This window comes from Paracoccus sp. MA (assembly GCF_020990385.1).
In the GTDB taxonomy this organism is placed as follows: Bacteria; Pseudomonadota; Alphaproteobacteria; order Rhodobacterales; family Rhodobacteraceae; genus Paracoccus.
On sequence record NZ_CP087598.1, the window covers coordinates 358,148 to 384,053 of the forward strand.

25 protein-coding genes, 2 tRNA genes and 1 pseudogene are annotated in these 25,906 nt (G+C 65.4%); 9 read left to right on the forward strand and 19 right to left on the reverse strand.

Features of this window, described 5'->3' with window-relative positions; translation table 11 throughout:
- Nucleotides 1-7: 7 nt before the first annotated feature.
- From gcvH to LOS78_RS22085, 7 genes are all read left to right on the forward strand, one after another.
- Nucleotides 8-364 carry a glycine cleavage system protein GcvH gene (gene gcvH, locus LOS78_RS08860; protein WP_084637895.1) on the forward strand — a complete coding sequence of 119 codons (357 nt, stop codon included), beginning with the start codon at nucleotides 8-10 and terminating at the stop codon, nucleotides 362-364.
- Between the two features lie 154 nt (nucleotides 365-518).
- Nucleotides 519-3,347, forward strand: coding sequence for an aminomethyl-transferring glycine dehydrogenase (gcvP, locus tag LOS78_RS08865; RefSeq protein ID WP_230377983.1), 2,829 nt, complete (start codon nucleotides 519-521; stop codon nucleotides 3,345-3,347).
- A gap of 121 nt (nucleotides 3,348-3,468) precedes the next feature.
- Nucleotides 3,469-3,544 (forward strand) — tRNA-Ala (locus LOS78_RS08870).
- Between the two features lie 112 nt (nucleotides 3,545-3,656).
- Nucleotides 3,657-4,169 (forward strand): DUF6538 domain-containing protein, encoded by a 513-nt coding sequence (locus tag LOS78_RS08875; RefSeq protein WP_230377984.1) that lies wholly within the window; start codon nucleotides 3,657-3,659, stop codon nucleotides 4,167-4,169.
- Nucleotides 4,135-4,916 (forward strand): IS5 family transposase gene (locus LOS78_RS08880; RefSeq protein WP_085999836.1). Its coding sequence is split into 2 segments (ribosomal slippage): nucleotides 4,135-4,477 and nucleotides 4,477-4,916, totalling 783 coding nucleotides; the frame shifts between segments, so codons are not numbered across the junction. The genes LOS78_RS08875 and LOS78_RS08880 overlap by 35 nt, the downstream gene beginning before the upstream one ends.
- 202 nt (nucleotides 4,917-5,118) lie before the next feature.
- Nucleotides 5,119-5,900, forward strand: a protein-coding gene (locus tag LOS78_RS08885; RefSeq protein WP_085999836.1) for an IS5 family transposase whose coding sequence is annotated in 2 segments (ribosomal slippage) — nucleotides 5,119-5,461 and nucleotides 5,461-5,900 — 783 coding nt in all. Because the reading frame shifts where the segments join, the coding sequence is not laid out codon by codon here.
- Nucleotides 5,901-6,018: 118 nt separating this feature from the next.
- Nucleotides 6,019-6,186: an HNH endonuclease gene (locus tag LOS78_RS22085; RefSeq protein ID WP_371824720.1), complete on the forward strand. Its 168-nt coding sequence runs from the start codon at nucleotides 6,019-6,021 to the stop codon at nucleotides 6,184-6,186.
- Between the two features lie 110 nt (nucleotides 6,187-6,296).
- On the opposite strand, the gene LOS78_RS08890 is transcribed toward LOS78_RS22085, so the two are convergent.
- From LOS78_RS08890 to LOS78_RS08965, 16 genes are all read right to left on the reverse strand, one after another.
- Nucleotides 6,297-6,533, reverse strand: coding sequence for a hypothetical protein (locus LOS78_RS08890; RefSeq protein WP_230377985.1), 237 nt, complete (start codon nucleotides 6,531-6,533; stop codon nucleotides 6,297-6,299).
- On the reverse strand, nucleotides 6,530-7,906 hold the full coding sequence (locus LOS78_RS08895) for a site-specific DNA-methyltransferase (protein ID WP_230377986.1): 1,377 nt from the start codon (nucleotides 7,904-7,906) through the stop codon (nucleotides 6,530-6,532). The genes LOS78_RS08890 and LOS78_RS08895 overlap by 4 nt, the downstream gene beginning before the upstream one ends.
- Nucleotides 7,907-8,322: 416 nt before the next feature.
- A complete protein-coding gene (locus LOS78_RS08900) occupies nucleotides 8,323-8,703 on the reverse strand; it encodes a DUF6362 family protein (RefSeq protein ID WP_100929097.1) in 381 nt (126 codons plus the stop codon).
- Nucleotides 8,696-8,896 carry a hypothetical protein gene (locus tag LOS78_RS08905; RefSeq protein ID WP_071796301.1) on the reverse strand — a complete coding sequence of 67 codons (201 nt, stop codon included), beginning with the start codon at nucleotides 8,894-8,896 and terminating at the stop codon, nucleotides 8,696-8,698. Before LOS78_RS08905 ends, LOS78_RS08900 begins: the two co-directional genes overlap by 8 nt.
- The gene (locus tag LOS78_RS08910) at nucleotides 8,893-9,432 is read right to left on the reverse strand and encodes a hypothetical protein (protein ID WP_230377987.1); all 540 of its coding nucleotides are present in this window, start codon (nucleotides 9,430-9,432) and stop codon (nucleotides 8,893-8,895) included. The genes LOS78_RS08905 and LOS78_RS08910 overlap by 4 nt, the downstream gene beginning before the upstream one ends.
- 340 nt (nucleotides 9,433-9,772) lie before the next feature.
- The gene (locus LOS78_RS08915; protein ID WP_230377988.1) at nucleotides 9,773-12,094 is read right to left on the reverse strand and encodes an AAA family ATPase; all 2,322 of its coding nucleotides are present in this window, start codon (nucleotides 12,092-12,094) and stop codon (nucleotides 9,773-9,775) included.
- Complete coding sequence (locus tag LOS78_RS08920; RefSeq protein WP_230377989.1) at nucleotides 12,091-12,861, reverse strand: hypothetical protein; 771 nt, start codon at nucleotides 12,859-12,861, stop codon at nucleotides 12,091-12,093. Before LOS78_RS08920 ends, LOS78_RS08915 begins: the two co-directional genes overlap by 4 nt.
- Nucleotides 12,858-13,064 carry a DUF6511 domain-containing protein gene (locus LOS78_RS08925; RefSeq protein WP_099650109.1) on the reverse strand — a complete coding sequence of 69 codons (207 nt, stop codon included), beginning with the start codon at nucleotides 13,062-13,064 and terminating at the stop codon, nucleotides 12,858-12,860. Before LOS78_RS08925 ends, LOS78_RS08920 begins: the two co-directional genes overlap by 4 nt.
- 207 nt (nucleotides 13,065-13,271) lie before the next feature.
- Nucleotides 13,272-14,960, reverse strand: coding sequence for a DEAD/DEAH box helicase (locus LOS78_RS08930; RefSeq protein ID WP_230377990.1), 1,689 nt, complete (start codon nucleotides 14,958-14,960; stop codon nucleotides 13,272-13,274).
- A gap of 14 nt (nucleotides 14,961-14,974) precedes the next feature.
- Nucleotides 14,975-15,598 carry a hypothetical protein gene (locus tag LOS78_RS08935; RefSeq protein WP_230377991.1) on the reverse strand — a complete coding sequence of 208 codons (624 nt, stop codon included), beginning with the start codon at nucleotides 15,596-15,598 and terminating at the stop codon, nucleotides 14,975-14,977.
- 101 nt (nucleotides 15,599-15,699) lie between these two features.
- Nucleotides 15,700-16,575, reverse strand: a complete 876-nt coding sequence (locus tag LOS78_RS08940; protein WP_230377992.1) for an ATP-binding protein — start codon at nucleotides 16,573-16,575, stop codon at nucleotides 15,700-15,702.
- On the reverse strand, nucleotides 16,575-16,871 hold the full coding sequence (locus tag LOS78_RS08945; RefSeq protein WP_230377993.1) for a hypothetical protein: 297 nt from the start codon (nucleotides 16,869-16,871) through the stop codon (nucleotides 16,575-16,577). The genes LOS78_RS08940 and LOS78_RS08945 overlap by 1 nt, the downstream gene beginning before the upstream one ends.
- Before the next feature lie 38 nt (nucleotides 16,872-16,909).
- Nucleotides 16,910-17,104: a hypothetical protein gene (locus LOS78_RS08950; RefSeq protein WP_018303655.1), complete on the reverse strand. Its 195-nt coding sequence runs from the start codon at nucleotides 17,102-17,104 to the stop codon at nucleotides 16,910-16,912.
- An 84-nt stretch (nucleotides 17,105-17,188) separates the two neighbouring features.
- A complete protein-coding gene (locus tag LOS78_RS08955; RefSeq protein ID WP_230377994.1) occupies nucleotides 17,189-17,911 on the reverse strand; it encodes an RNA polymerase sigma factor in 723 nt (240 codons plus the stop codon).
- A 99-nt stretch (nucleotides 17,912-18,010) separates the two neighbouring features.
- Nucleotides 18,011-18,256, reverse strand: a complete 246-nt coding sequence (locus LOS78_RS08960) for a hypothetical protein (RefSeq protein WP_036732858.1) — start codon at nucleotides 18,254-18,256, stop codon at nucleotides 18,011-18,013.
- A gap of 93 nt (nucleotides 18,257-18,349) precedes the next feature.
- Nucleotides 18,350-20,557 carry a hypothetical protein gene (locus LOS78_RS08965; protein ID WP_230377995.1) on the reverse strand — a complete coding sequence of 736 codons (2,208 nt, stop codon included), beginning with the start codon at nucleotides 20,555-20,557 and terminating at the stop codon, nucleotides 18,350-18,352.
- 595 nt (nucleotides 20,558-21,152) lie between these two features.
- Between LOS78_RS08965 and LOS78_RS08970 the strand changes: the two genes are divergently transcribed.
- On the forward strand, nucleotides 21,153-21,608 hold the full coding sequence (locus LOS78_RS08970; RefSeq protein WP_230377996.1) for a DUF2924 domain-containing protein: 456 nt from the start codon (nucleotides 21,153-21,155) through the stop codon (nucleotides 21,606-21,608).
- Nucleotides 21,608-22,933: a recombinase family protein gene (locus LOS78_RS08975; protein ID WP_230377997.1), complete on the forward strand. Its 1,326-nt coding sequence runs from the start codon at nucleotides 21,608-21,610 to the stop codon at nucleotides 22,931-22,933. The genes LOS78_RS08970 and LOS78_RS08975 overlap by 1 nt, the downstream gene beginning before the upstream one ends.
- Nucleotides 22,934-23,319: 386 nt before the next feature.
- Here the strand turns inward: LOS78_RS08975 and LOS78_RS08980 are convergent.
- From LOS78_RS08980 to LOS78_RS08990, 3 genes and pseudogenes are all read right to left on the reverse strand, one after another.
- A pseudogene (locus LOS78_RS08980) lies at nucleotides 23,320-24,153 on the reverse strand (DUF3883 domain-containing protein); the annotation flags it as partial.
- A 397-nt stretch (nucleotides 24,154-24,550) separates the two neighbouring features.
- A tRNA-Ser gene (locus tag LOS78_RS08985) sits at nucleotides 24,551-24,640 on the reverse strand.
- Nucleotides 24,641-24,845: 205 nt separating this feature from the next.
- Nucleotides 24,846-25,627, reverse strand: a protein-coding gene (locus LOS78_RS08990) for an IS5 family transposase (protein WP_085999836.1) whose coding sequence is annotated in 2 segments (ribosomal slippage) — nucleotides 24,846-25,285 and nucleotides 25,285-25,627 — 783 coding nt in all. Because the reading frame shifts where the segments join, the coding sequence is not laid out codon by codon here.
- Between the last annotated feature and the right edge of the window lie 279 nt (nucleotides 25,628-25,906).

Consider the following 25,906-nt stretch of genomic DNA (forward strand, 5'->3'; position numbering starts at 1 on the left):
GCCAGGCATGCTGAAATACACCGAAGACCACGAATGGCTGAAACAGGACGGCGACGAGATCGTCGTCGGCATCACCGCCCATGCCAGCGAGCAGCTGGGCGATGTCGTCTTCATCGAGCTGCCCGAGGTCGGGCGCGAGGTCGAGGCGGGCGAGGAGATCGTGGTGATCGAATCGGTCAAGGCCGCCTCGGACATCGTGGCCCCGGTCGCCGGCGTGATCACCGCCGTCAACGAGGCGCTGCCCGACGCGCCCGGCGCGGTGAACGAGGACCCGATGGCGGCCTGGTTCTTCCGCATCAAGCCGGCCTCGGTCGACCTGTCCGGCTTCATGGACGAGGCGGGCTATCAGGCGCTGATCGGCTGAAGCTGCCGGGCCTTGCGGCCCGGCGGAAGCCGGGGGGCGCTTCGCCCCCCGGACCCCCCGAGGGTATTTGGAAAACGGAGAAAGGCGGGGCGTTCCCGGCCCGTGCGATCCCGAAGGCAATGCTTGTGAACATTCTGACGCATCGAGGCCAGTGATGGGTAAATGGACCCCGACCGACTATAATCCCGACGATTTCGCCAATCGCCGTCACATCGGGCCTTCTCCGGCCGAGATGGCGGCGATGCTGAAGGTCGTGGGCGCCGAGACGCTGGAGGAGCTGATCGGCCAGACCGTCCCGGCGAGCATCCGGCAGGCCGAGGCCCTGGACTGGCCGGCGCTGTCCGAGGCGGAGCTGCTGCAGCGCATGCGCGAGGTGGCGGCGAAGAACCAGGTCATGACCAGCCTGATCGGGCAGGGCTATTACGGCACCGTGACGCCGCCGGCGATCCAGCGCAATATTCTTGAGAACCCGGCCTGGTATACCGCCTATACCCCCTATCAGCCCGAGATCGCCCAGGGCCGGCTGGAGGCGCTGCTGAACTTCCAGACCATGGTCGCGGACCTGACCGGGCTGCCGGTGGCCAATGCCAGCCTGCTGGACGAGGCGACCGCCGCCGCCGAGGCCATGGCCATGGCGCAGCGCGCGGCGAAGTCCAAGGCCCGCGCCTTCTTCGTCAGCGAGAACCTGCACCCGCAGACCGTCGCCGTGATCGAGACCCGCGCCGCGCCCTTGGGCATCGAGATCGTCCGCGGCCGGCAATGCGACCCCTCGCAGGTCTTCGGCGCCATCTTCCAGTATCCCGGCACTTTCGGCGAGATCCGGGACTACACCGCCGAGATCGCGGCGCTGCATGCGGCGGGCGCGGTGGCGATCATGGCCACCGACCTTCTGGCGCTTTGCGTGCTGAAGGAGCCGGGCGCCATGGGCGCCGACATCGCCATCGGCTCGGCCCAGCGGTTCGGCGTGCCCATGGGCTATGGCGGGCCGCATGCCGGCTTCATGGCCTGCCGCGACGAGATGAAGCGCGCCATGCCGGGGCGGATCGTCGGGGTTTCCATCGACGCCAAGGGCAACCAGGCCTATCGCCTGTCGCTGCAGACCCGCGAGCAGCATATCCGGCGCGAGAAGGCGACCTCGAACGTCTGCACCGCCCAGGCGCTGCTGGCGGTGATGGCGAGCTTCTATGCCGTGTTCCATGGGCCGGTGGGCCTGCGCGCCATCGCCCAGCGGGTGCATCTGAACGCGGTGACGCTGGCCGATGCGCTGCGCGCCGCCGGGGCCGAGGTGCAGCCCGAGGCCTTCTTCGACACCATCACCGTGCGGGTGGGCGTGGGGCAGGCGGGCATCCTCGCCGCCGCCCGCCATCGCGGCATCAACCTGCGCAAGGTCGGGCGCGACCGGGTCGGCATCTCGGTCGACGAGACCACGGATGCGGATGTGATCGCCCGGGTGCTGGACGCTTTCGGCATCACCGATCCGGCCGCGCCGGCCAAGGTGCCGGCGATCCCCGAGGCGCTGATCCGCGAAAGTGACTACCTGACCCATCCGGTCTTTCACATGAACCGGGCGGAATCCGAGATGATGCGCTATATGCGCCGCCTGTCGGACCGCGACCTGGCGCTGGACCGGGCGATGATCCCGCTGGGCAGCTGCACGATGAAGCTGAACGCGGCGGCCGAGATGATGCCGATCACTTGGCCGGAATTCGGCGCGCTGCATCCCTTTGCGCCCGAGGACCAGGCCGCCGGCTATCACGAGGTCTTTGCCGACCTGACCGAGAAGCTGTGCGCCATCACCGGCTATGATGCGTTTTCGCTGCAGCCGAACAGCGGCGCGCAGGGGGAATATGCCGGGCTTCTGACCATTGCCGCCTATCACGAGTCGCACGGCGAGGATCGCGATATCTGCCTGATCCCGGTTTCCGCCCATGGCACCAACCCGGCCAGCGCGCAGATGGCGGGGATGAAGGTCGTGGTGGTGAAATCGGCCCCGAACGGCGATATCGACCTGGAGGACTTCGCCGACAAGGCCGCGAAGGCCGGCGACAGGCTGGCGGCGGTGATGATCACCTATCCCTCGACCCATGGCGTCTTCGAGGACACCGTGCGCGAGGTCTGCCGCATCACCCATGAGCATGGCGGCCAGGTCTATATCGACGGCGCCAACATGAACGCGCTGGTCGGTCTGGTGAAGCCGGGCGAGATCGGCGGCGATGTCAGCCACCTGAACCTGCACAAGACCTTTGCCATCCCGCATGGCGGCGGCGGTCCTGGCATGGGGCCGATCGGGGTCAAGGCGCATCTGGCGCCCTTCCTGCCCGCCGACCCGCGCGAGGGTTCGGGGGCGGTCTCGGCGGCGCCCTGGGGCAGCGCCTCGATCCTGCTGATCTCCTGGGCCTATATCCTGATGATGGGCGGGGCGGGGCTGACTCAGGCGACGCGGGTCGCGATCCTGAACGCGAACTATGTCGCCAGCCGGCTGGCCGGGGCCTATCCGGTGCTGTTCATGGGCAATCGGGGCCGGGTGGCGCATGAATGCATCCTGGACACCCGGCCGTTCCAAGAGCATGGCGTGACCGTCGACGACATCGCCAAGCGGCTGATCGACAACGGCTTCCACGCCCCCACCATGAGCTGGCCGGTCGCCGGCACGCTGATGGTCGAGCCGACGGAATCGGAGACCAAGGCCGAGATCGACCGGCTGATCACCGCCTTCCTGGCGATCCGCGACGAGATCACCGAGATTGCCCAGGGCAGGATCAGCGCCGAGGCCTCGCCGCTGCGCCATGCCCCGCATACGGTCGAGGACCTGGTCGCCGACTGGGACCGGGCCTATTCGCGCGAGCAGGGCTGCTTCCCGCCGGGAGCGTTCCGGGTGGACAAGTACTGGCCTCCGGTCGGGCGGGTGGACAATGCCTATGGCGACCGCAATCTGGTCTGCACTTGCCCGCCGCTCGAGGATTACGCCGAGGCGGCCGAGTGACCCTGTGCCCCCGCCGCTGTGGCGGCGGGGGCAAGCTGCCCGACGGGGCTGCAGAAAGCTGCGTGCGGGGTCTTTGCGGCTCTTGACAAGGCGCGGCGCTTCGGCGAGATAGCACGCCGATGGGGCCGTAGCTCAGTTGGTAGAGCGCATCGTTCGCAATGATGAGGTCAGGGGTTCGATTCCCCTCGGCTCCACCAGTTCACTCGCTATGCAACTGTAAAATTCCCAGCATTTGCAGCATATTCGCCTTCCGCGCCCTTGAAATCGCTCTTAAATCCCGGAACATGTCCCGGAACATGAGGCAGGGCGATGGGCATCACCAAGGATCGCGGTTACTGGTATTTCGTGAAACGGGTGCCCAAAAGGTTCGCCCATGTCGATCCCCGGCAGAAGGTGACGCGGGCGCTCTGGACCGACTCCGAACGCGAGGCGAGGATCAAAGCCGCAGCGGTCGAGGCCGAAGTCATGGCCTATTGGGAAGCCTTGGCAGCCGGCCAAGCCGATGATGCGGCTGCCGCCTATGAGGCGGCGCGGAGGCTGGCGCAGGCGCGCGGGTTTCCTTACCGCCCGGCGGCGGAACTGGCAGCCGGGACGATTGACAACCTGCTCACGCGGCTTGAGGCGCTTATCCGCTCCGATGGGACCTTCGCGCCTCTGGCGGAAGCCTCTGCCCTTCTCGGCGCAATGGACAAGCCCCCCGTCTCGATCACGGCGGCGCTAGGTCGTGTTGACAAAAGGGATTCCTCTGGCAGTCGTCCTATGATTCAAGCTCATCTCTACGTGGGAGATGAACTTGGCACGCAACCTGATATCCGACGATGAGTGGACCTTCTTCGAGGGCTTCATTCGTGCCGTCCGGCACCCTAACGGGCGGAAACCTGCGGACCATCGTCTTGTTCTGAATGGTATATTCTGGATCGCAAGGACTGGTGCGCCATGGCGCGATCTGCCCGAAGAGTTTGGCAAGTGGTCCTCGGTCTACCGTCAGTTCCGCCGCTGGACTTTGGCGGGACTGTGGGAGGATATCCTGGATGCGCTGAACCACGCTGGGATCGCGCCAGACAAGCTCCAGATGGTTGATAGCACTGTGATCCGCGCCCATCATCATGCGGCGGGCGCAAAAGGGGGACTCCGAAAGAGGCTCTTGGCCGTTCGAGAGGTGGCTTCTCGACCAAGATCCATCTCCGCGTCAACGGCGCAGGCCTCCCGATGAGGACCGAGATCACGCCGGGGCAGGATTCCGACTACACCGGCTATGATATGGTGATGGCCGACAACCTGCCGCAACCAGCAGTTCTGGTCGCCGACAGGGGCTATGACTCTGATAAAATTCGGGAAGACATCGAGAGCCGCAACGCCCTGCCCATGATACCGATGCGAAGGAACCGAAGGGTGCGCAAGGCTGTCGACATGACCATCTACACCCTGCGCAACATGGTCGAGCGCTGCTTCAACAAGCTGAAAAATAGCCGCCGCCTTGCAACCCGCTACGACAAAACCGCCGAAAGCTTCCTTGGCTTCGTCGACGTCGCCTGCATCAGGCTCTGGCTCCGCCATTTGTCAACATGACCTAGATACCATGCTGCCATTGAGGAGCTGACTGATGAGGTATTCCACGTCCTATTTAATGACCTGCAGTTCCTCCAGAGGTTTAACCAGTTGTGCGCGAACTACATCGAGGGTTCGGGCTTCGGCGAAGAGCTAGGTCGTGTTGACAAAAGGGATTCCTCTGGCAGTCGTCCTATGATTCAAGCTCATCTCTACGTGGGAGATGAACTTGGCACGCAACCTGATATCCGACGATGAGTGGACCTTCTTCGAGGGCTTCATTCGTGCCGTCCGGCACCCTAACGGGCGGAAACCTGCGGACCATCGTCTTGTTCTGAATGGTATATTCTGGATCGCAAGGACTGGTGCGCCATGGCGCGATCTGCCCGAAGAGTTTGGCAAGTGGTCCTCGGTCTACCGTCAGTTCCGCCGCTGGACTTTGGCGGGACTGTGGGAGGATATCCTGGATGCGCTGAACCACGCTGGGATCGCGCCAGACAAGCTCCAGATGGTTGATAGCACTGTGATCCGCGCCCATCATCATGCGGCGGGCGCAAAAGGGGGACTCCGAAAGAGGCTCTTGGCCGTTCGAGAGGTGGCTTCTCGACCAAGATCCATCTCCGCGTCAACGGCGCAGGCCTCCCGATGAGGACCGAGATCACGCCGGGGCAGGATTCCGACTACACCGGCTATGATATGGTGATGGCCGACAACCTGCCGCAACCAGCAGTTCTGGTCGCCGACAGGGGCTATGACTCTGATAAAATTCGGGAAGACATCGAGAGCCGCAACGCCCTGCCCATGATACCGATGCGAAGGAACCGAAGGGTGCGCAAGGCTGTCGACATGACCATCTACACCCTGCGCAACATGGTCGAGCGCTGCTTCAACAAGCTGAAAAATAGCCGCCGCCTTGCAACCCGCTACGACAAAACCGCCGAAAGCTTCCTTGGCTTCGTCGACGTCGCCTGCATCAGGCTCTGGCTCCGCCATTTGTCAACATGACCTAAGAACCCGAAAAGGTCACCTTAAACGAGTTGCCCTTCCGGTTTGGGTACGAAAGGCGATTTTCCATCGAGACAAGGGTGAGTGTCGGGACTGCAAGCGCAGCCTCGCATTGACTGTGAACCAGATTGAGACGGAACGATACGATCATATTGTTCCATTAGCTAGGTTCGGAGCCAATGACATTACGAACATCCAACTTCTCTGCGAGCCCTGCAATCTCAAGAAGTCGGCCAAAGATGTGTCGGTTTCGCCCCTGTATCCTAGAGCTATCTTGCCAGACTAACACACTTGACGCCGGAAGATGGCCCAGCTTCGTTGACAGAATCCATTTCCTTTTTTTCACTTGATTTGGGGCCATACACTTACAGTCAGCCGTCGGCGCGTTCCGCAGGTCTATCTTTCTCCATCGGCAGAGTGCTGCACCCGTATCGCCTCGAACAGCCGCCGCAGGACGTAGGACCGCGCGATGCTGACCACGGTGAAAACTGCGCCCATTTTCAGGTTCTGGGCCAGCGTCGTGTGCAGCCCGAAGATGGGGAAGATCAGGATTTGCGTGGTCACGGCAACGCTGTAGCCAACGATCACGTTGGCGACGGATTCGACCAGCGACATGTGACGCGACTGTTTCATACTGCGGTCTTGCGCTTTCGAGCAGGTTCGGGTTCGGCGTCGACGTTGGTCATTGCCGAGGGCACGGTATCGTCGTCGCCCAGCCGCTCGGTCCTCACCTCAGCGAAGGTCCGACAATCGCCATCGAGGATCGCGTCGCGGCCGGTCTCGGCCTGCCAGCGTTCCACGGCGACATCGACATAGGCCGAACTGATCTCCATCGCGAAGACGCGGCGGCCGTTGGCCTCGCCCGCCATGATCTGCGAGCCGGAGCCCGAGAAGGGCTCGTAGCAGAGGCCGCCTCGCGCGACGTGCTGGCGCATCGGGATCCCGAAGGCGTCCAGCGGCTTCGGCGTCGGATGGTCGGGGCGGTCGTCCTTGGCGAAGGACGGCAATTCCCATGTCGATGGCAGCGTCTGCTCGGCCACCTTCGGCGGCCGGTTCGGGCGACGCCAGCCCATGAAACAGGGTTCGTGCTTCCAGAGGTAGTGCGATCGGGTCAGGACGCCGCGATCTTTCACCCAGATGATCTGCTGGTGGACGAAAGCTCCTGCCTTCTCCCAGCACGCTTCCAGCATCGCCTGGCGGCGGGAGGCGTGCCAGCAATACCAGGCGGCGTCGTCCGTGATCGCTTCGGCAACGGCCGCCGCGATGAAGCCGTCGTAGAGTTCAGCCCCCTGTGAACTGTCGTCCCAGGTCACGCCATAGGACTGCGACCAGTCCTTGTTCCGCGTCGGGTGGTTCGAGCCGTCGTAATCCACCAGATACGGCGGATCGGTCGCGAACAGCACCGCGCGCTCTCCGTTCATCAGACGGCGCACGTCGGCTGCGCTGGTGCTGTCGCCGCAGAGCAGCCGGTGATCGCCGAGGATCCAGAGATCTCCGGTGCGCGACGCCGGATTGCGCGGCGGTTCGGGGATGGTCACCGGCGGCACGGAGCCCCCGGTGCCACTTTCTTCACCGTCGTCTTCCGCGACGTAGGCCAGCAGCTTGTCCAGTTCGCCATCGGAAAACCCGACCAGCGACAGGTCGAAGTCTTCGGCCAGCAGATCGTTCAGTTCTGCCGACAGCAGCGCCTCGTCCCAGGTGCCGAGTTCCGTCAGCTTGTTGTCCGCAATCCGGTAAGCCCGCCGCTGCGCCTCGGTCAGATGCCCCAGCACGATCACCGGCGCCTCGGTCAGCCCGAGCTGCGTCGCGGCCAGCACGCGTCCGTGGCCTGCGATCAGTTCCCCGTCCTCGCCCACGAGGCACGGCACGGTCCAGCCGAACTCGGCCATGCTGGCGGCGATCTTGGCGACCTGGTCCGCGCCATGCGCCTTCGCGTTCTTCGCGTAGGGCTGCAGGCGCGAGAGCGGCCAGGTCTCGATCGCGTCCGGGGCGAAGCTCAGCGTCATGGTGGGCAAGGTTCCTCGGTCGGGTGGATGCCGGTGGCTTCCGGACTCCGGATGCCGCGCTGGACTCCACACGGGGTCCAGCGGCCACCAGCGGTGTCCGGTCGGAAGGCCAGCGTTCATTGGTGTTTGCGCGGGGCGCGCGTGGCTCCGGCTTCCGGGTGGCTTCCCAAAAAACCGGCCCTGTCGCTGGCGATATTCCGCGCTTCGCCCGCCAGCATACGAATATCGCCAGGAAGGAACCGGAAACTGCCGCGGGCTGGACCCCGGCCGGACCCTCGATGGATACCGGGGTCCAGGTGGCCCCCGTCAACGCAAAGGGGAGAGCGAGCTATCCAGCGCACTCTCCCCATCTTGCCTTCGGAATAGCACGATCATGTTGCAGATGTCGAAGGAAAAAGTGTTGCAACACATTGGAGTCACTGCGCATTCAGGCGCGCAGCGATCTTGGTCAGCGCCAGCTGCCAGCGACGCCAGGCGGTCGTGCGGTCGCACCCCAGCTCGCCGCTGATCTGCTTCCATGGCACGCGGGCGGCGCGCGACCAGACCAGCTTGCGCTCCGCCTCCTCGATCCAGAGCACCCAGTCGAAGGTCTGCTCGAGCCGGGTGATCGCGGCGGCCGAGGGCCAGACCCGCATCGGCTGGGGTTCCATCGCCGCGATCTCGCGGCTGGTCCGCACGATGTCGGGCCAGGTGTTGAAGTAGCCCTGCGCCTTCACCGGCGGCAGCTTGCGCAGGGTGCGGAACGCCTCCTCGAAATGATCGGCGACGCACTCGGCGGTCCATTCGCGATCAGCCATGGCGCGCCTCCCTGTCGGAAGGGCGCGGGCCGTAGAGCTTCTCGCCGAGCTGGCGGACCAGTTCACGCTCGGGCCAGGTGAGGCGGTCGTCATCGGCGGAGACCGCGAGGACGCCCTGTTCCCGCCAGCCCTCGCGCTTGACCTGCTCGGGATCCCGGCGGCGGCCGCCGTAGCCGTGGGGATGCCATCTCATGCGACACCCCCGTTCGTCTCGATCGCCCAGAGCAGGAGCGCGATGGCGTCGGCCTCGTTGTCGTCGGCCGGGCTGAAGCCGCGAGCACGGACGGCGGCGACCATGGCGGCCTTGTCGGCGTTGCCCTTGCCTGCGGCATGACGCTTGATCGTGCCGACCGGGACGCCCTCGTAGGGCACGCCGCGCAGTTCCGCCCATGCGGTCAGCGTGGCCATGAGCCCGCCGTAGATGTGGCTCGCATCGGTGCCGGCGTGGCGGCGGACTTCCTCGAACCAGATCGCGGCGACTGGACCGGACAGCCGGTCGACCTCGGTCAGCCAGTTAGTGAAGCGCAGGTAGCGCATGCCGCCGCCGTCGAAGCGGCCCGGGCGCAGCGAGACGGTGCCGCTGGTGATCAGACCGTCATGGCCGCGGATCGCCCAGCCGGTCGAGGTGCCGAGGTCGAGCGCGAGGATGCAGCGGTTGCGGGGGGTGTCGAGCGGCAGCGATTCAAACCTTGCGCCGTCGCAATTCGGGATCAGAGTCGGCTGAGCCATGATGGGTCTCCTTTGCCGGTGGCCTGTGGTGGTGGAAGACGACGGCGGTCTGGTGCTTGGCGGTACGGGGCCGCCGTCGTCGGATCGGGAAGCACAACAGACCGTCACGGCGGCGCGCGCGGCTGACCCGGACGTATGGGAGGAGTGGCCAACCCTGTGGGGTGGCCCTCCCATACGTAGTATGGGGGTTTGACACCTAACTGTTCCGAGGCGTGCAAGTGGCTGAAATCATAGCGGAATAAGACTTCATGAAGTCTTCGGGCATGAGTTAGGGAGCTAACTCTTGTTTGCCCGTAACCCGTTGATTTCGTTGAGTGCACAGTTGGCGCTGTCATATGAGTCAGGCCTCACTCATATGAGTGAGGTCGTCCTCGAGCCCCTCCGGGTAGACCCAGACGGCGGGGTTTTCGACCTGCAGGCAGAGCCCGGACTGGGGGCATTTGAAGTGGCTGGGCAGGACCGGACGGGCGCTTGTGGTGACTTCGCCGGTGTCCGGATCGACATGCTCGACGGGCGCGCCGAACTGCATGCCTTCCACGCAGAGGTAGCCGAACCGGGACCGGGTGACGGGGAAGCCGAACCCCGAGGGGTCGCGCAGGAACTTCACGAAACCCTTGGTCGCCAGCACGCTGAGCCGCTCGCGGATGGTGTGCTTGCTGCCCAGACCGCCCTGGTTCTCGAAGGTCTCGGCAAACTGCATGGCGGTGTAGAGGCGCTCGCCCGCCGCCTCATCCAGCAGCATTCCGAGGATGACATCGTGCTTGCGCAGCCGTTCGGCATCGAGCCTGGCGCCCACCTCCTTGCGCACCAGGCGCTCGTTCAGCGGGTTCAGCTCGACCCATTCGCCCTTCACCTTGTCGATCAGCTTGCCCGGCAGCGCCGGTCCGTTCCGCAGCTCGATCTCCAGTCTGCGGACGGTGCTGTCCTCGTCAGGGCGATGCATGAGCAGCCCCGAGGTGTAGAAGCCGCGCAGCGCGCTGGCGCCGGAGAGGGCGAGGAACGGGTCGTCCTTGACCTGATGCTTGCTGGCCTTGCGGGTGTGGTGGGCGAGGATGACGCCCGCATCCGGATTGACGGCATCGCGGAGAAGCTCCACCCGGTCCTTCAGGAAGAACATCATGGCGGTGTTGTCGTTCTCGCCGCCACCCTCAGGTCCGCCGTCAAAGAGATTGCGGATCGGGTCGATGACGATGATGTCGGGTGGCGCGTCGGGAAATGCAGCCCGGATCGCCTCGGCCACGCGGGTGATCCCCTCCGCGTCGAGCAGCAGCTTCAGCTTCGGTGTGGCGATGAAGGTGTCGCGCGCGGCGGCGATCACGGTGGCGGGCAGCGCGATCTGCTGCATGCGCTCGCGCAGGTAGTGATACTGGATCTCGGCCTGCAGGTAGAACACGCGCAGCGGCCGGGGCGGCGTGAAGCCGAGGAACGGCACGCCCGCCGCCATGTGCACGAGCCAGGAGATCAGGAAGTCGCTCTTCCCGACCTTCGGCGCGCCCCCCAGCACCAGGAGACCGCCCGGCGTCAGTACGCGCGGCCCGATGACGTCCTCAGGCATCGGACTGGTGTCGTCCAGCAGCGCGCCGAGGCTGAAGGTCGGCAGCGGGCTGGCCGGGGCATCGACATGGGCTGCGCGCAGGAGCGGCGGACCGTTGCGCTTTACATGCAGCGCCCAGAGGCGTTCGGACTCGGCCATCAGCCGATCAAGCGGCCAGGACGGGCGCAGCATGGCGGCGTTGTAGCCGCAGATCGCTTCCCAGCCCGCGAAGGGGTCGAGGCGTCCCTCGTGCACAAGGCGGACGTAGTGGCCGATGGCGGCGCTGGCCCCCTGGAACCGGGACCAGTCGTCGACCGCGCCCTCCCGCACCGGCGTGGTGAGCACCGCGTCGATGCCGGGTTTCGCGGTCGGCGCGGTAGCGTCGCTGGCGAAGCCCACGCCCGGCAGCGGCGGCATGTCGGCGACCTTTTCCGCGAAATCGGCAAGATCCACCTCGACCTCTCGATGTTCGCGGATCTGCACGAGGCGTTGATGGCCGTGCTTGTGATAGACGGTGCCCGGCACACGGATCGGCTGGTGCGCCGAGCGGAAATGCGTGTCGCCGCCGACCTTCACGGCGATCTCGCCGCGCAGACGACAGAGGGTGGCCAGATCCTCGCCCTCGGCCGGTTCGGTCAACTGCCACCAGACATGGAGCTTCGCTGCACCCTCGGGCGTGCGCCCTCCGCTTTCGATGATGAGTGTGGGCGGGCCGAGGTAGCGCGTGACGTGATCCAGCTTGGCAGGGATGTCGCCCGCGTCGAGATCGACGACGATGGCCTGCATCTGCAGCACGTCGGCGGCGCGTGCCTGGCCCTGCTCGGCGACCGTGCCGGGGATGACATAGACGGCGGCGCCCTCGCGATTGGCCCATGCGGCAAAGGTCGCGAGCTTGTCGGGCGCGGTGTCGTCGGCGGGGATCCAGATGTTGTGCGGCTTGCCGTCCCGGCCCTGACCCTTGTCGACGAAGCCGCGGAGCGGGATCAGCCCCTCGCACCAGCTGAAGACCGTGTCGAGGAAGACGGCGATCTGCTCGGGGCCGGGGTCGCAGCCGAAGGGGTTCTCGGACGGCGGGCCGTCGTTGAAGTCCATCCAGGGGTTGAAGTGCAGGATGCCGTCGTCGCTCATGCGGGCAGCCCCCAGCAGCGCTCGGCCCACGGGCAGAAGCGACATTCGAAGAAGTCGGACGTGGTCGCGACGCGTGGAAGAAGCTCAGCCGCATCGGTCGCCTGCAGGATCCGCACGCCCCGGTCGGACATGCGCTGCGCGAGATCGGCATCGAACGCGACCTGCTCGTGGTGCAGCTCGGCGGTGTCCTTGTTGATCGCGGTGAAGAGCGCAGGCGCGGCCGAGATGCCGGGGACCGTCCCTTCCATGTAGGCTTGGTAGACCGCGATCTGGGCGGCGTAGACCGGCTTGGACTTGGTCACGCCGTCCTTCACGCATGCGCGCCAGTTCTTCGCGTTCATGGTCTTGCATTCCCAGAGCGCGGGAACGGCCAGACCGAACTCCTCCGGCCCAGCAGCGATGATGCCGTCGACATGGCCGCGGATGCGTCCGCCCGCGACCGAGAAGCCGAACTGGCCGCCATCTGGCCGGTTGCCCCTCCGGGTGTAGAGGTCGAAGCCCGCGCCGCGCAGCCAGGCGACGGCCAGATCCTCGAGCGCGTGGCCGATCGCGAAGATGCGGAGCGACTGGCCGCTGAAGTCCTGGCCCTCGTCCTTCGGCGTCGCCGTGAACTCGAACTGAAGGGCACGCTCGCAGGCATGGCCGAGGCGCGAGCCGCCGAGATAGTCGCGGGGTGGCCGCGTCGCCTGATCGGCGGTGAGCACCCGATCGACGGCGGCGTCGACCTGCTCCGCGAAACTGGGCCGATGATTGTAATCGAGGGTCAAAACGGTACCTCCGGCGTCTGTGCCCGGGCGATGTCGGACATGGCCTCGCGGAAGCCTTCGACGGCTTCCTCGATCAGCGCGCGCACCTGGGCCTCGGTCAGCTCGGCCAGCGGGGTGGCCCAGCCGATTTCGTCCATCAGCAGCGCCACGCGCTTCATGGTGGCGGTGATCGCGGCGCGCTCTTCCTCGGTCAGGTCAACCATGGCGAAACGCTCCCTGGCCAAGCGCGTCCAGAAGGACTGGCAGGGCATCGAGCAGAACCAGACCGAGGGCCGGGGCCGCTTCGACCGGACCGGATCGAACCAGCCAAAACCACGGGTGGGTTGCCGGCAGACAGCACAGAGCGTTCCACGCGGATGCCAGAGCCGCCGCCGGTCCTCGGCGTTGATGGATGTGAAGGGCATCATGGGTCATGCCGCCCTCCGTTCGGGCCGGGCGGCCGTGTCAATCAACTGGCGGATGGCGCGCTTGTTGAAGCCGAAGGTCATCAGCGCCGAGGCGCGGTAACGCGTCAGCCCGAAGTCATGGCGGCACTCGGGCGGCAGGTACTGGAGCTGCTTTTCGGTCGGCGGCTGGCGCAGCCAGGAACGGGTCTTGAAGGCGCTTTCGTCGGTCTCATGGGTATTCAGCCAGTCGTCTGCCTGCGCGAGGCAGACCGTGCGCTCGCCCACGCCCAGCAGATGCGGGCGCTCGCCCTTCGCCCCGCCGATGGCGTACCAGACCCCGTCCAGCCAGAAGATGCCGCCCCAGGCTGCGAAGCCCGTGGCCATCAGCGCGTCGTCCGTGCCGTAGAGGTCGACCCACGCGAAGCTGGAGCGCTTCAGCAGGTCGATCTCGGTCATCATGAAACCCGAGAGCGGCGCGGCGTCCCCACCTTCGCCCGCATCCAGGTCCTCACGCGGGAACGCCTCGCCGCAGAGCGGGCATTCGGTGGCGGCCAGCGGGATGTCGGCGCCGCAGCCGGGGCAGGATTTCGTCGGGGCTTCACCAACCTCGGTCTGGCCGTCGAGATCGACATCCTGTTCCAGCGTGCCGTGGATCAGGCTCGACGTCCCGAAATCCAGCACGACGCAGTCGGTCTTGACGATGCCGGGGTGTTCCTCGGGATCGACGGTGCGCAGCCCGCGCCCGACCATCTGGATCATGGTGGACTTGTAGGAGCTGGGCCGCAGCAGCACGACGCAGGAGGTGGGCGGATGGTCCCAGCCCTCCGTCAGCACCGCCACGTTGACGATGACGCGGATGTCGCTCGCCGCGTAGTCGGCGAGGATCGCCTTGCGGGTCTCGGCCGCCAGATCGCCGTGGATCAGCGCGGCGGAAACGCCCGCCGCCCTGAAGGCGTCGGTGACGTGTTCGGCATGGGCGACGGTGGAGCAGAACACCACGGTCTGCCGGTCAGCCGCCTTCTCCTTCCAGTGGCGGATCACCTCGTCGGTGACGGGGGCGCGGTCCATGATGCCCGCCACTTCCGCCATGTCGAAATCCGACATGGTCTTGCGGACCGAGCGCAGTTCGTCCTGCACGCCCACGTCGATGACGAAGGTGCGCGGCGGCACCAAGTGGCCCGAGGCGATCAGCTCGCCCAACCGCACCTGATCGGCGACATTGTCGAAGACCTCGCGCAGGCCCTTCCTGTCGCCCCGGTTCGGCGTCGCCGTGACCCCGAAGATGCGGGCGTCTGGATTGGCCTCGCGCACGCGGTCGATGATGCGGCGATAGCTGTCGGCGACGGCATGATGCGCCTCATCCACGACCAGCAGGTCGAGGCGCGGCATGTCCGCGAGGTTCGAGGCCCGCGCCAGCGTCGGCACCATGGCGAAGGCGACCTGGCCACCCCAGGACTTCTCCGTGGCGTCGATGACCGACGTGGCGACGCCCGGCAGCACGCGCTGGAACTTGGCGCGGTTCTGCGCCGTCAGTTCGTCGCGATGGGCCAGAACGCAAGCCTTCGCGCCGTCGCCGATCATCTCGCCGGTGACCGCCGAGAGCATGATGGTCTTGCCAGCACCCGTGGGCGCCACGCCCAGCGTGTTGCCGCGGGAGGCGAGCGCAGCCACGCTGCGCTCGACGAAGGTCTTCTGGCGGGGGCGCAGGCGCATGGCCGGTCTCCCCCTTACTGCGCCCAGCTCGGCCGACCGGCGGCGCCGGGGGCGGACGCGGGCTGGCTGGGCTGGGGCGCCGTGGTGGGCTGCTGCTGGGCGTGGCCCTGCGCCGGGGCGGCGGTGAATTGCGGCGCGACCGCGCCCATCAGCGCGGCGTAGTCGCGATGGTCGGGCGTGACGGCAGCGCGGATCTCGTTCTTGTCCTCGCCGTTGGTGTCGGTGCCGATGTCGATGCGGGCGATGAACTCGACGCCCTCGAGATCGCCGAACCCGTTGATGCGGCGGCGGGCCTGCGCCTCGGGCGAGTTGTCCTTGTCGGACACGCCGCGCGCCGAGTTGAGGATGCCGCGGATCAGGCCGCGCCCCATGTTGGCCCAGTCAGGGCCCTTCGGGCTGTAGAGGCCGATCAGCGACCAGACCTTGCGCCGGGCATAGGGCCCCTCGACTACGGTGTATTCGGCGTCGAGATAGACGGCCCCGGTGGCGGCGCGGCGCGCCCAGCCGCCGGTCCAGCCCTGCGAGGGGTCGTCGAAGCCGCCCGGGCGGAGCGTCAGGCGCACCCTAGCGAGCGTGCCCTTCGGGATGACGTTGGTGTTGGATTGGGCGGAGTTGAAGTCGTTCCAGGGTCCGGACATTGCGCGGCTCCTTTCAGTTGGAGGATGGGACGCGCAGCGGCGTCAGAGGAGAAAAGCCACCCCGGCGACCGGATCGGGACACGGGGCATGGCGAGATGCGCTCAGCCATGGCCAGACTCCTGCGCGGGCGCGGGATCGGCCGGGATCACCGGCGGCCAGGTCAGGCGTTCGGAGGCTGGCGCCGCGGGGCGCTGGATCTTCTCCATCAGCCGGCCGAGATGCGGCGGCTCGACCCTGTCGAGGCGACCGGAGCGGTCCTTGGCCGGATAGCCCCAGGGGTTCAGCGTCTGGCAGACGAAGGCGCGCTGCGGCTGGCCGCCCGGGTCCGGGATGTCGGCCATGGTGATGACCTGGTCGACGATCCCGGGCAGTTCGAGCCCGGTCTTCGAGCCGTCGATCTGCGGCTGGAAGACCTTGCGATTGAAGTCATCGAGCCGCTCGTCGAGGATGCCCACGAACCAGACATGCTTGTCGCGCGTGTGCTGCAGGTGGGTCAGCCAGCCGATCATCTCGCGGCCATGCAGACCGTAGGCGCCACGGATGTCGGGCTTGCCGGTTTTCTCGGAGAACGCCTCGGGCTGCCCACGGCACCACTGGAAGCAGAGCCGCCCGGCCACGGTGATCGAGTCGATGAAGACGGTCTCGTACTTCCCGATCACCGCCGGATCGCCGTATCGGCCGCAGACCTCGTCGAAATGCGCCTGGCTGTAGGGCTGGTCCTCGCGCAGCGCCGGGTTCGGGCCGCCGATGAACACCGCGAAATCGCGGCATTCCTTCCAGGTGCGGGGCCGGAGCGTGTCGATCTCCAGCCCCTCGACCGCCAGATCCCCAGCCTCGAGGTCGAGGAAGAGTGTGGTCGAGGCGTTCAGCGTCCAGAGCAGGCTGGTCTTGCCGATGCCGGACCGGCCAAAGATGACGCCCTTGATGCCCTTGCGCTGAGCGAGCCGCTCATCGGCGCCGATGATGGGAAGGGCCATCACTGGCCCTCCTTCTTGATCACCGCCGCAGCGGCGCGATCTGCGCCGATGCACCCCGCCTCGCGGGCGAGCTTGTAGAGTCGCTTCAGCGCGTCGGCGCGGCGGTAGGCGGCCGAGCTCTCGCGCTCCGCCTCCACGATCGCGAAGGCGATCTCGTCGACGGTCGCCTCGACGACCGGCAGCGGCTCCCGCGGCTCGTCACCGGCGCGCTGCGGGAAGGCGATGGTTTCGGGGAGGTCTTCGAGGGCGTAGCTCGCGGCGCGAAGACGGGTGATGTCGTCCGGCTGGTCCGGCATGGCGGTTCTCCGTGAGATGATGTGATCGAGGCGGCCCATCACGCGGCCTCGCGGACGTCGGGCGCGGGCTCGGCGACGTAGATCGCCAAGAGCGGCGTCCCGTCGGCGTGGGCGCCGGCGTCCTCGATCTGATAGTTGCGGTTGGGCTCGCAGACCTCGGTCAGCTCCCAGCGGCGATAGAGCCCCGGAAGACGCCTGAAATCCTCGAGCGACAGATCGGCAGTGCGGTTCATGCGTGTCTGCTTTCGGTTGGAGGGAAGGCGCTCGGGGCGCTCGAATGGGAAAAGCCACCGGCGGGACCGGATCGGGACATCGGTTCAGGGGATTTCCTGGAGGGCGCCGTGCAGCCGGCGCATGGCGCGCTGGTACCGCTTGCGGGCGGCCGCCTCGGTCAGCCCCAGTTCGACGGCGACCTCGGCCTGCGAGAAGCCCTCGATCGACACGCGGATCACCAGGAGGGCGTCGTCGCCGAGCAGCTTCCGCATGGCGCCGTTCAGCTTTGCGTACCCGGCCGCGCCGATCCCGCTTTCGCCGCTGTCCGCCACCTCGTCGGGGTCGGCGCCGCTGGCGAGATATTCGCGCGTCTGGTCGCGCTGGCGCATGCGGATCATGTCGCGCTCGACGTTGCGCAGCACCGTGGCCGCGATCCAGTTGACGCGACCGAGATCGAGGCCGCGGACAGCCTCGGTGGTGCGCGCCAGAACATCGGACGCGATCTCGTCGGCGGTGCCGAGCCTGCGCCAGAGCGACCGGCGGCGGATGGCGTCGAGGCCGGGCCAGAGCGCCAGCAACAGCAGCGTCAGGGCGCAGTTGAACGCGGGACCGTCGCCCTGCGCCGCCCCGACGAGCGCGGAGAGGATCCGGTTCTTCCGGTCCGGATCGCCGGGGGTGCGATGCAGACCGTCCAGCAGGGCCGCCGGATCACGGAACGCCGAAAGGGCGGCCTGTTCACGCCGGACGGCGTCGAAACTGCGCTGGAAGTGAAGGTTGGAGGATGAATGCATGAGGTGATCACGGATCTCGTGCCACGCGAAGGACATTGGACGCCTGCCTTGCGGCCAGGCGTCCGGCGCCTTCTCGTGGCCAGGTCAGGACGTCGCGCGTCTCTGCGATTTCAGGGGATTGGGTGAATGCGCGCGTCAGCGCGCGGGCGCGGTCGCGTTGTTCAGCGTGCCGCAGCCGCGGCAGGTGGCCTGAACCGGGAAGCCCACGAGATACTCGTGCCCCCGCGCGAAGCGCAGGTGCATGCGGCCGTCCCGGCAGACGCCGAGCAGCTTGTCACAGCGCGTGCAGCGCCATTCCGAGTTGTGGTTGGTGGGCTTGGTCTTCGCGGTGCCGGACCAGCTCGTCGGGGCTGCCTGGCGCGAGGGGAAGGGAGTCGGCATGGAAGTGCTCCTCTGATCGATGGAGCACTCCCATTGGCCTGAGGAATCGGAGCCCGTCAGACCCCCCAATCGGAGCCGGATCGGAGCCAGCTGTCAGATTGCGATCTCCCACGGCCCCTTGGCGCCAAGACTTCTCAGAAAGTTGGCCTTCAGCTTGTCCCACAGCGGCTGCTTGAAGATGTTCGACAGGGACTGGTCTTCAGCGATTCCCTTGACAAGATCCTTGGTCGACATCGGCGTCGGGCCGTTGTTGTGGGCATCGACCAGCCGCTGGATGATCTGGATGCGGTTTTCGCCCTTGATGTCGATGGTGCCTTTCCCTGGCACGAAGAGGGTCGCGATATCATCGCCGCTACGGGTGAGTCCGACCGTCATGCCTCCACGGGCCAATATCCGATGTCGCCGGAACACGGACCGGAGCTTGTCTGCGACCAACGCGATTTCGGCTTGCTTGGTGTCGATCTGATCAACAAGCGGCGTCAGAACATTGGCCGCCAGGCACGGTCCAGGAGCGGTGCCGGCCTGCAGAACCAGTCCAATACCGAGGTTGTGGCGCGCCCGAAGTTCCGTATCGACGGCAGACCGGACCCTCTCCCGGTCGAGACCACGCGCAAGGTAGATCGGAACATCGCCGCCATCGATACTGAGCGTTCCAAGGTAGAGGAGATGATCGGTCAGCTTCTCGATGGCGGGCGCATCGAGCGCCTTTTCGAGACGTTCCTTCAGGTGTTGCGCGACCCAGCCGTCACGCACCCGATAGATCCTGTAGCGATCCGGGTTGCCCGCAGACGTCGCCTGTCCCTCGGTGACCTTGAGGTCGGCCACCTTACGGTCTTCTTCCTCCGCATCTCCCTTCTCGATACGAACGACCACTTCGGCTGCCACCGGGCCGACCTCGTCTTCATCGTCGATCAGGTCGTCGCCTTCCCAGCCGGCCGGCACGAGGAAGCCCAGATCGTTCAGGAGGCCAGGATCGACACCGCGAGATTGGAGCCATGCGCCGGTGACCCTGTCAGCTCCGATATCCCATATGGCCAGCAAGGCGGGCATGACAGCCATGCTCTCCTCATCGCCCGGTGCACGGCCATCACGGAGGATGTTCCAGTGTCTGAGCAAGCGATGCCCCAGAACGCGCTCGAAAGGGTCGTCGATGCTGAGAAGGCTGCTCGTGTTGCGGTCGGTGAGCGTGAAGTTGAGGGTTTGCGCCTCATCTCGTCCCGCGCGGAAATACCGGACCGCAATCTCGACGAAGCGGATTGCGAGCGCCCGCTCGAAGATCCTCGGAAGGCCCGGATGGCTGTCGATGATCTCTGAGATGTCCTGGTCGATCGTGGTGGAAAGCGAGAGGCGGTTGGCGAGATTGCCGATGCTGATGTCAGCGCGGATCACCTGCGCGCGGTCGATCACCACGTCGTCAAGTTCCGGCGGTTCAAGATCGAGCCCCTGCAGGAACTGCGAAATGTCGTAGGCCTGAAAGTCGACGGGCTGGTTGGAGTAAGTCTGCTCGAGGGCAGTCTCGATGAAGCGTTCGGCAACTGTGTGCCTGAGCTTTCGGTTGCCTGCGCGGACATGGACCCGCCCAGTCGATGGCGTATATACGATCATCGCCTCTCCAGGCGGGCGGAAATAGATGCTCGACCGATTGCCATCGTCATCGATCTCCCGAACGCTCGTGGGGGGATCGGGATGGAACAGCAGGTACATCTCCGCCGCCGGTTCATCGCCGTCCTCGGGGATGTCGAACTTGTCGATGCTGTAGCCGTCGCCGCGATCGAGACGCTTGTTGAGGTCGACCAGAAGCTCGTCGAGCAATGCACTGCCGGCGTCGGGGCCCCCATCGACCGAAGGCTCGGCCGTGAAGGTCTGGTAGTGCTTGTCGTAGCGCCGGTAGAGACGCAGGTGCAGGCTGTTCTCCGCCGCTTCAAACAAGCCGTGTTCGTTGGCGTAAGCCCACAGGCTTCGCGCGAGCTTGTCCCGCCGGTTCAGAAGTTCCTTGGCGCGCTCGGGTTCGAGCGTGGTCTTGGCGAGACCTTCGAGGACATACTCGCCACGGTCGCTTGCGATTGTGACGATCCGGGCAGCTTCAGCTTCGAGAGGCCCCAGCCGGTCCTTCTTTTCCTGGGGCAGCATATTTCTGGCAACCGACGGACCGTCCGGATTCTCGGGGTCGAACCTGTAGGGCCCAAGCCAGCTCAGCCTCTCGAAAGCCTTGCTCTTGAGGAATCCGGACAGCAGTTCCGGCTCTGCATCGTCGAATAGCCGAGAAAGATTGGGGCAAGTTCTGGCCGGGGCGCGTACCATATAAATCTCCCAAAATACTGAGCTGAACTATAGATCGCGACCGTAGTGCCTAGAACGGGGCTCGACACCGCGACGTCGCCTCAGGGGGCCGAGTTGACTAACACCACCTTCCCGGGCCGAGAGAATCGTTAGGGCAAGATTCACGCGCGCGTCCTCGATCAGCGCCGAAATACGGGGACCGATCGGGCTTGCTTTGCACGGCATGAACTCACCTCATCGAACAACTGCTCTCGCTTGATTCAACTCCCGATGATCATGGACAAATCCGTGATCGGCAAGCCCTGATGTTCCCTTCCTGTTCGCATTCACTCATCTCGTTCAGCTGAGATGTCCCGTCGGGGGCGGCTGGGTGGCTTTTGATCGGTAACGACACCACCGAACACGGCTGCCGATACATGAAACGCCCGAACCCGCTCCCTCCCGACCAGATGACCGCCTCCGAGCGCCGCGCCGAGCTTTGCGGCCTGCTGGCGCTCGGGCTGGTTCGGCTGCTCGGGCAGGATGGACGCGAAGTATCTGACAATACTGGAGAACGTTGCCTACACTATCCCGACGACCAATGCCGTCATGCAACTCCAACTCACCGGAGAAACGCATGACGAAGCCCGATCCCATCCCCGCGCGCCTGGCCGCGCTGAAGTCCATGTCCGTCACCCAGTTGAAGGCGGAGTGGCAGACCATCTTTGCCACGGCGGCGCCAAACAATAGTCGGGCGTTTCTCGAGAGCCGGTTGGCCTACCGCATCCAGGAACTGACTTATGGCGGTCCTGATCGCGAAACCCGGCGCATGCTCGACCTGCTAGCCGACGAGGTCGGCGGCAGCCTGACACGCAAGAGCCAGATCGCCGATCCTCGCAATCCCGTGGTCGGCACGAGGCTGATCCGAGAATGGAACGGGGTCGAGCACACGATCACGGTCTTGCGGGACGGATTCGAGTGGCAAGGGCGACCGTACAAATCCTTGTCCGCGATTGCGCGGGCGATCACCGGGACGCGCTGGAATGGCTACCGCTTCTTCGGGTTGCGCGAACGAAAGCGGGGGAATGATTGATGGATCAGCGTCCAAATCCCGTCCGCCGCCAGCGCTGCGCTATCTACACGCGCAAGTCGTCCGAGGAAGGGCTGGAGCAGGAGTTCAACAGCCTGCACGCCCAACGAGAGGCCTGCGAGGCCTACATCGCCAGCCAACGCTCCGAGGGCTGGGTTCTGGTCCGCGATCAGTATGACGACGGCGGCATCTCGGGCGGGACGCTGGAACGGCCCGGCCTTAAGCAGCTTCTGGCCGACATTGAGGACGGCCTGATCGATGTGGTGGTCGTCTACAAGATCGACCGCCTGTCGAGGTCGCTGATGGACTTCTCGAAGCTGGTCGAGGTCTTCGACCGCAACGGCGTGACTTTCGTGTCGGTCACGCAGTCCTTCAACACCACCACGTCCATGGGGCGGCTGACGCTGAACATCCTGCTCAGCTTCGCGCAGTTCGAGCGCGAGGTCACGGCCGAGCGCATCCGGGACAAGGTCCGCGCCTCCCGTATGAAGGGCATGTGGATGGGCGGCTATGTCCCGCTCGGGTACGATGTGAAGGACCGCAAGCTCGTGGTGAATGAAAACGAGGCTGCCACCGTGCGGGGCATCTTCGAGAGGTTCGTCGAGGTCGGATCAGCGACCGTGCTGGCCCGCGAACTGCGCCGCAAAGGGCTCCGCAACAAGCAGGGCACCTTGGTCGACAAGGGATATCTCTACAGAGTGCTGGTGAACCGCGTCTATCGCGGCGAGGCGGTCCACAAGGGCAAGGCCTATCCCGGCGAGCATCAGGCCATCATCGACGAGCAGCTGTGGGATCAGGTCCATGCCATCTTGCGGCAGAATCCGCGAAAGCGCGCCAACAACACCCGCGCGCAGGCGCCAGCGCTGCTCAAGGGGCTGATCTTCACGGCCACGGGCGCCGCCATGACCCCGAGCAGCACGAAGAAGGGCGCGCGGCGATACCGGTACTACGTCTCGATGGACGTCATCAAAAACCGCGAACCCAGCGATGAAGGCATCCCGCGCCGTCTTCCTGCCGACCTCGTGGAAGCGGCCGTGGTGACCGAGTTGCGGCGGGTGATGCGCGCGCCCTCGATCACGGCGCAGGTCATCGCCCACTTGGCGCGCGAGGGTCACGCCTTCGCCGAGGCCGACGTGATCTCCGCGCTGCAGACGTTCGATGACGTCTGGGCCCAGCTGTTCCCTGCGGAGCAGACCCGGATCGTACAGTTGCTGGTGCGCCGGGTCACTGTGACGTCCGAGGGGCTGGTGATCGATGTCCGGACCGACGGCGTCTCGGGCGTCATGCGCGACATGATGGCGCCACGAAAGAAGGTGGCGGCGGAATGATGAAACCCGACGAGTCCATCCAGATCTTCGTGCCGCTCAAGGTTCGCAAGCAGAACGGGCGGCCGAAGATCATGCCGCCCGCCACCTATCTGCCCAGCGAAGACCGAACGCAGGATCCGCATATCCTGCGCGCCATTGGTCGGGCGTGGGGCTGGCGGCGGCGGATGGAGGCTGGCGAATTCAACACGGTCACCGATCTGGCGAAAGCCGTGGGGCTTGCCGAACGCCATGTCAGCCGACAGCTGCGGCTCGCCTATCTCGCGCCAGGTGTCCTCAAGCGACTGGTCTACAAGCGCGAGGTGCCCGCCGTGACCCTGTTGAAACTGACCGACGTCGCGGCCCTGCCATGGCACGAACAGCCGGGGCAGGTGTTCGACTGAGCCTCCGTGAAAGCTCGCCTGAAACGTCGTCGCGGTCAGCGAGACATGCGCGTCCAGCGGCGGGTGCAGTTCGAATGCCTTCGGCTCGCGTGAGAAATTCCACAGCCGGAACAGGCGCCATTCCGACCGGCGCTCCTCGGCCACGGCCAGCTCGTTGCGGGTGATGTGGAAGGGCGTGCGCTCCCATCCGTTCGTCGTCTTGACCTCGATCAGCCGCGGGAACCCGTCCGGAGCGAAACTCGCAATGTCGTAGCCCGCGCCGTCGCCATCCTCCTCCGACACCCAGCGCACTTTGCGCGCCAGATCGTCACGTCCTGCCGTCCGCAATGCCGCGCGCTCATGCGCCAACACACGCTCCTCGCCCGCGCGCCCGAGGGCCCGGTTGCGCTCGTCCCGGCCCGCCACGTCGAACTTGCGGGCGATGTGCAGCATCTGCTCAAGTTCTTGCGGCGGCGGCTGGTTCGACAGCGTCGGCGGCGGACCCACCCAGATCTGCGCCGCCTCGCGCAAACCGCCTGCGGGTTGCAGGTCAGGTTGGCGCCCGAGCCAGGCCGGGTTCAGCGCCAGCCACCGCGCCACGGCATCCACCAAGGTCATCTGGAAGTTGAACGCGGGCTTGTAACCGGGGATCCAGTCCTCGCCGAGCCCCTTCAGCACCGCGCTGATATTCTGGTGCTTGAACTCGACGGACCCCTCGGACCGGTCGTTCAGGAGCGGGAGGAGTGCGCGGCGGTGTTCAGCCTTGCTGTAGCGGCGCCCGGAGACGTCATCGGCCAGCATCGCGAAGTAATCCGCGACGATCAGGTCATTCTCTTCATCCGTCCAGGGCCCGTTCGACATTGCGCCAGGCTATGGGCGCGAAGTCTGTTTGTTATCAGAGACTTCCGGCAGGGATCTTGCTGCTGTTGCCGGCCCATGCACCAGCGCACCGGCCCGGTGATCGGCCGCCACGGAGCCGTCCTTCTGACCGCCCTGCGCCTTCGTGTCGGTCTCCGTCACCGGATTATCTCGCGAACGGGGCGACCCCATGAACCCGGTAACCCATTGGAAATGCGAGGATGTTTTGCGCCGTCCTGTGGCCGTCGAGGGGCGCTCGAAGAGAGACGCAGGCCATTCGGAGACCCTTTCTACGTCAAGCGCCGGGTCTCCGAAGGGCGGATGGCCCTGCCAACGCCCTTTGAAACAAAAAGAAAAAAGGCACCAATCGGGGCCCTTGGACGGATTCAGCATTTGAGTGTGGCGGAGACGAAGGGATTCGAACCCTCGAGGCGGTTTCCCGCCTGCACCCTTAGCAGGGGTGTGCCTTCGACCACTCGGCCACGTCTCCGTCGCCCCGTATATGGATCGGGCATCTCGGAAACAAGGGCTTTTTCGCAAGCAGAACCGGCGCCGGTCGCCCGCATTGAACCGCACCGGGTTTGCCGGGCGCTGATTTTGGTGAGTTACGGGACCATGGTTCAGTTCCAGGGTCGTAATGAGCTTGAATCATAGGTCGCCGACCAGCGGAAGCCCTTTTGTCAACACGACCTAGGTCATGTTGACAAATGGCGGAGCCAGAGCCTGATGCAGGCGACGTCGACGAAGCCAAGGAAGCTTTCGGCGGTTTTGTCGTAGCGGGTTGCAAGGCGGCGGCTATTTTTCAGCTTGTTGAAGCAGCGCTCGACCATGTTGCGCAGGGTGTAGATGGTCATGTCGACAGCCTTGCGCACCCTTCGGTTCCTTCGCATCGGTATCATGGGCAGGGCGTTGCGGCTCTCGATGTCTTCCCGAATTTTATCAGAGTCATAGCCCCTGTCGGCGACCAGAACTGCTGGTTGCGGCAGGTTGTCGGCCATCACCATATCATAGCCGGTGTAGTCGGAATCCTGCCCCGGCGTGATCTCGGTCCTCATCGGGAGGCCTGCGCCGTTGACGCGGAGATGGATCTTGGTCGAGAAGCCACCTCTCGAACGGCCAAGAGCCTCTTTCGGAGTCCCCCTTTTGCGCCCGCCGCATGATGATGGGCGCGGATCACAGTGCTATCAACCATCTGGAGCTTGTCTGGCGCGATCCCAGCGTGGTTCAGCGCATCCAGGATATCCTCCCACAGTCCCGCCAAAGTCCAGCGGCGGAACTGACGGTAGACCGAGGACCACTTGCCAAACTCTTCGGGCAGATCGCGCCATGGCGCACCAGTCCTTGCGATCCAGAATATACCATTCAGAACAAGACGATGGTCCGCAGGTTTCCGCCCGTTAGGGTGCCGGACGGCACGAATGAAGCCCTCGAAGAAGGTCCACTCATCGTCGGATATCAGGTTGCGTGCCAAGTTCATCTCCCACGTAGAGATGAGCTTGAATCATAGGACGACTGCCAGAGGAATCCCTTTTGTCAACACGACCTAGATCGCGCCCATCTGCCCGGACAGGGCCTGGTACATCGCTGGCCGGATCTGCCGGCGCGTTCTCCAAGACCTTCAGGCTCGCCGGCCCCTTCGGCGCCACCAGTCCGAACTGGGCCAGATGCCCGCGGAGGGCGTTGATGAGTTGCTTGCGCTGCCGGACCAGGCGTTGATGCGTCCGAAACGGTCGTCCATCAGGGCGCCATCGGTTCA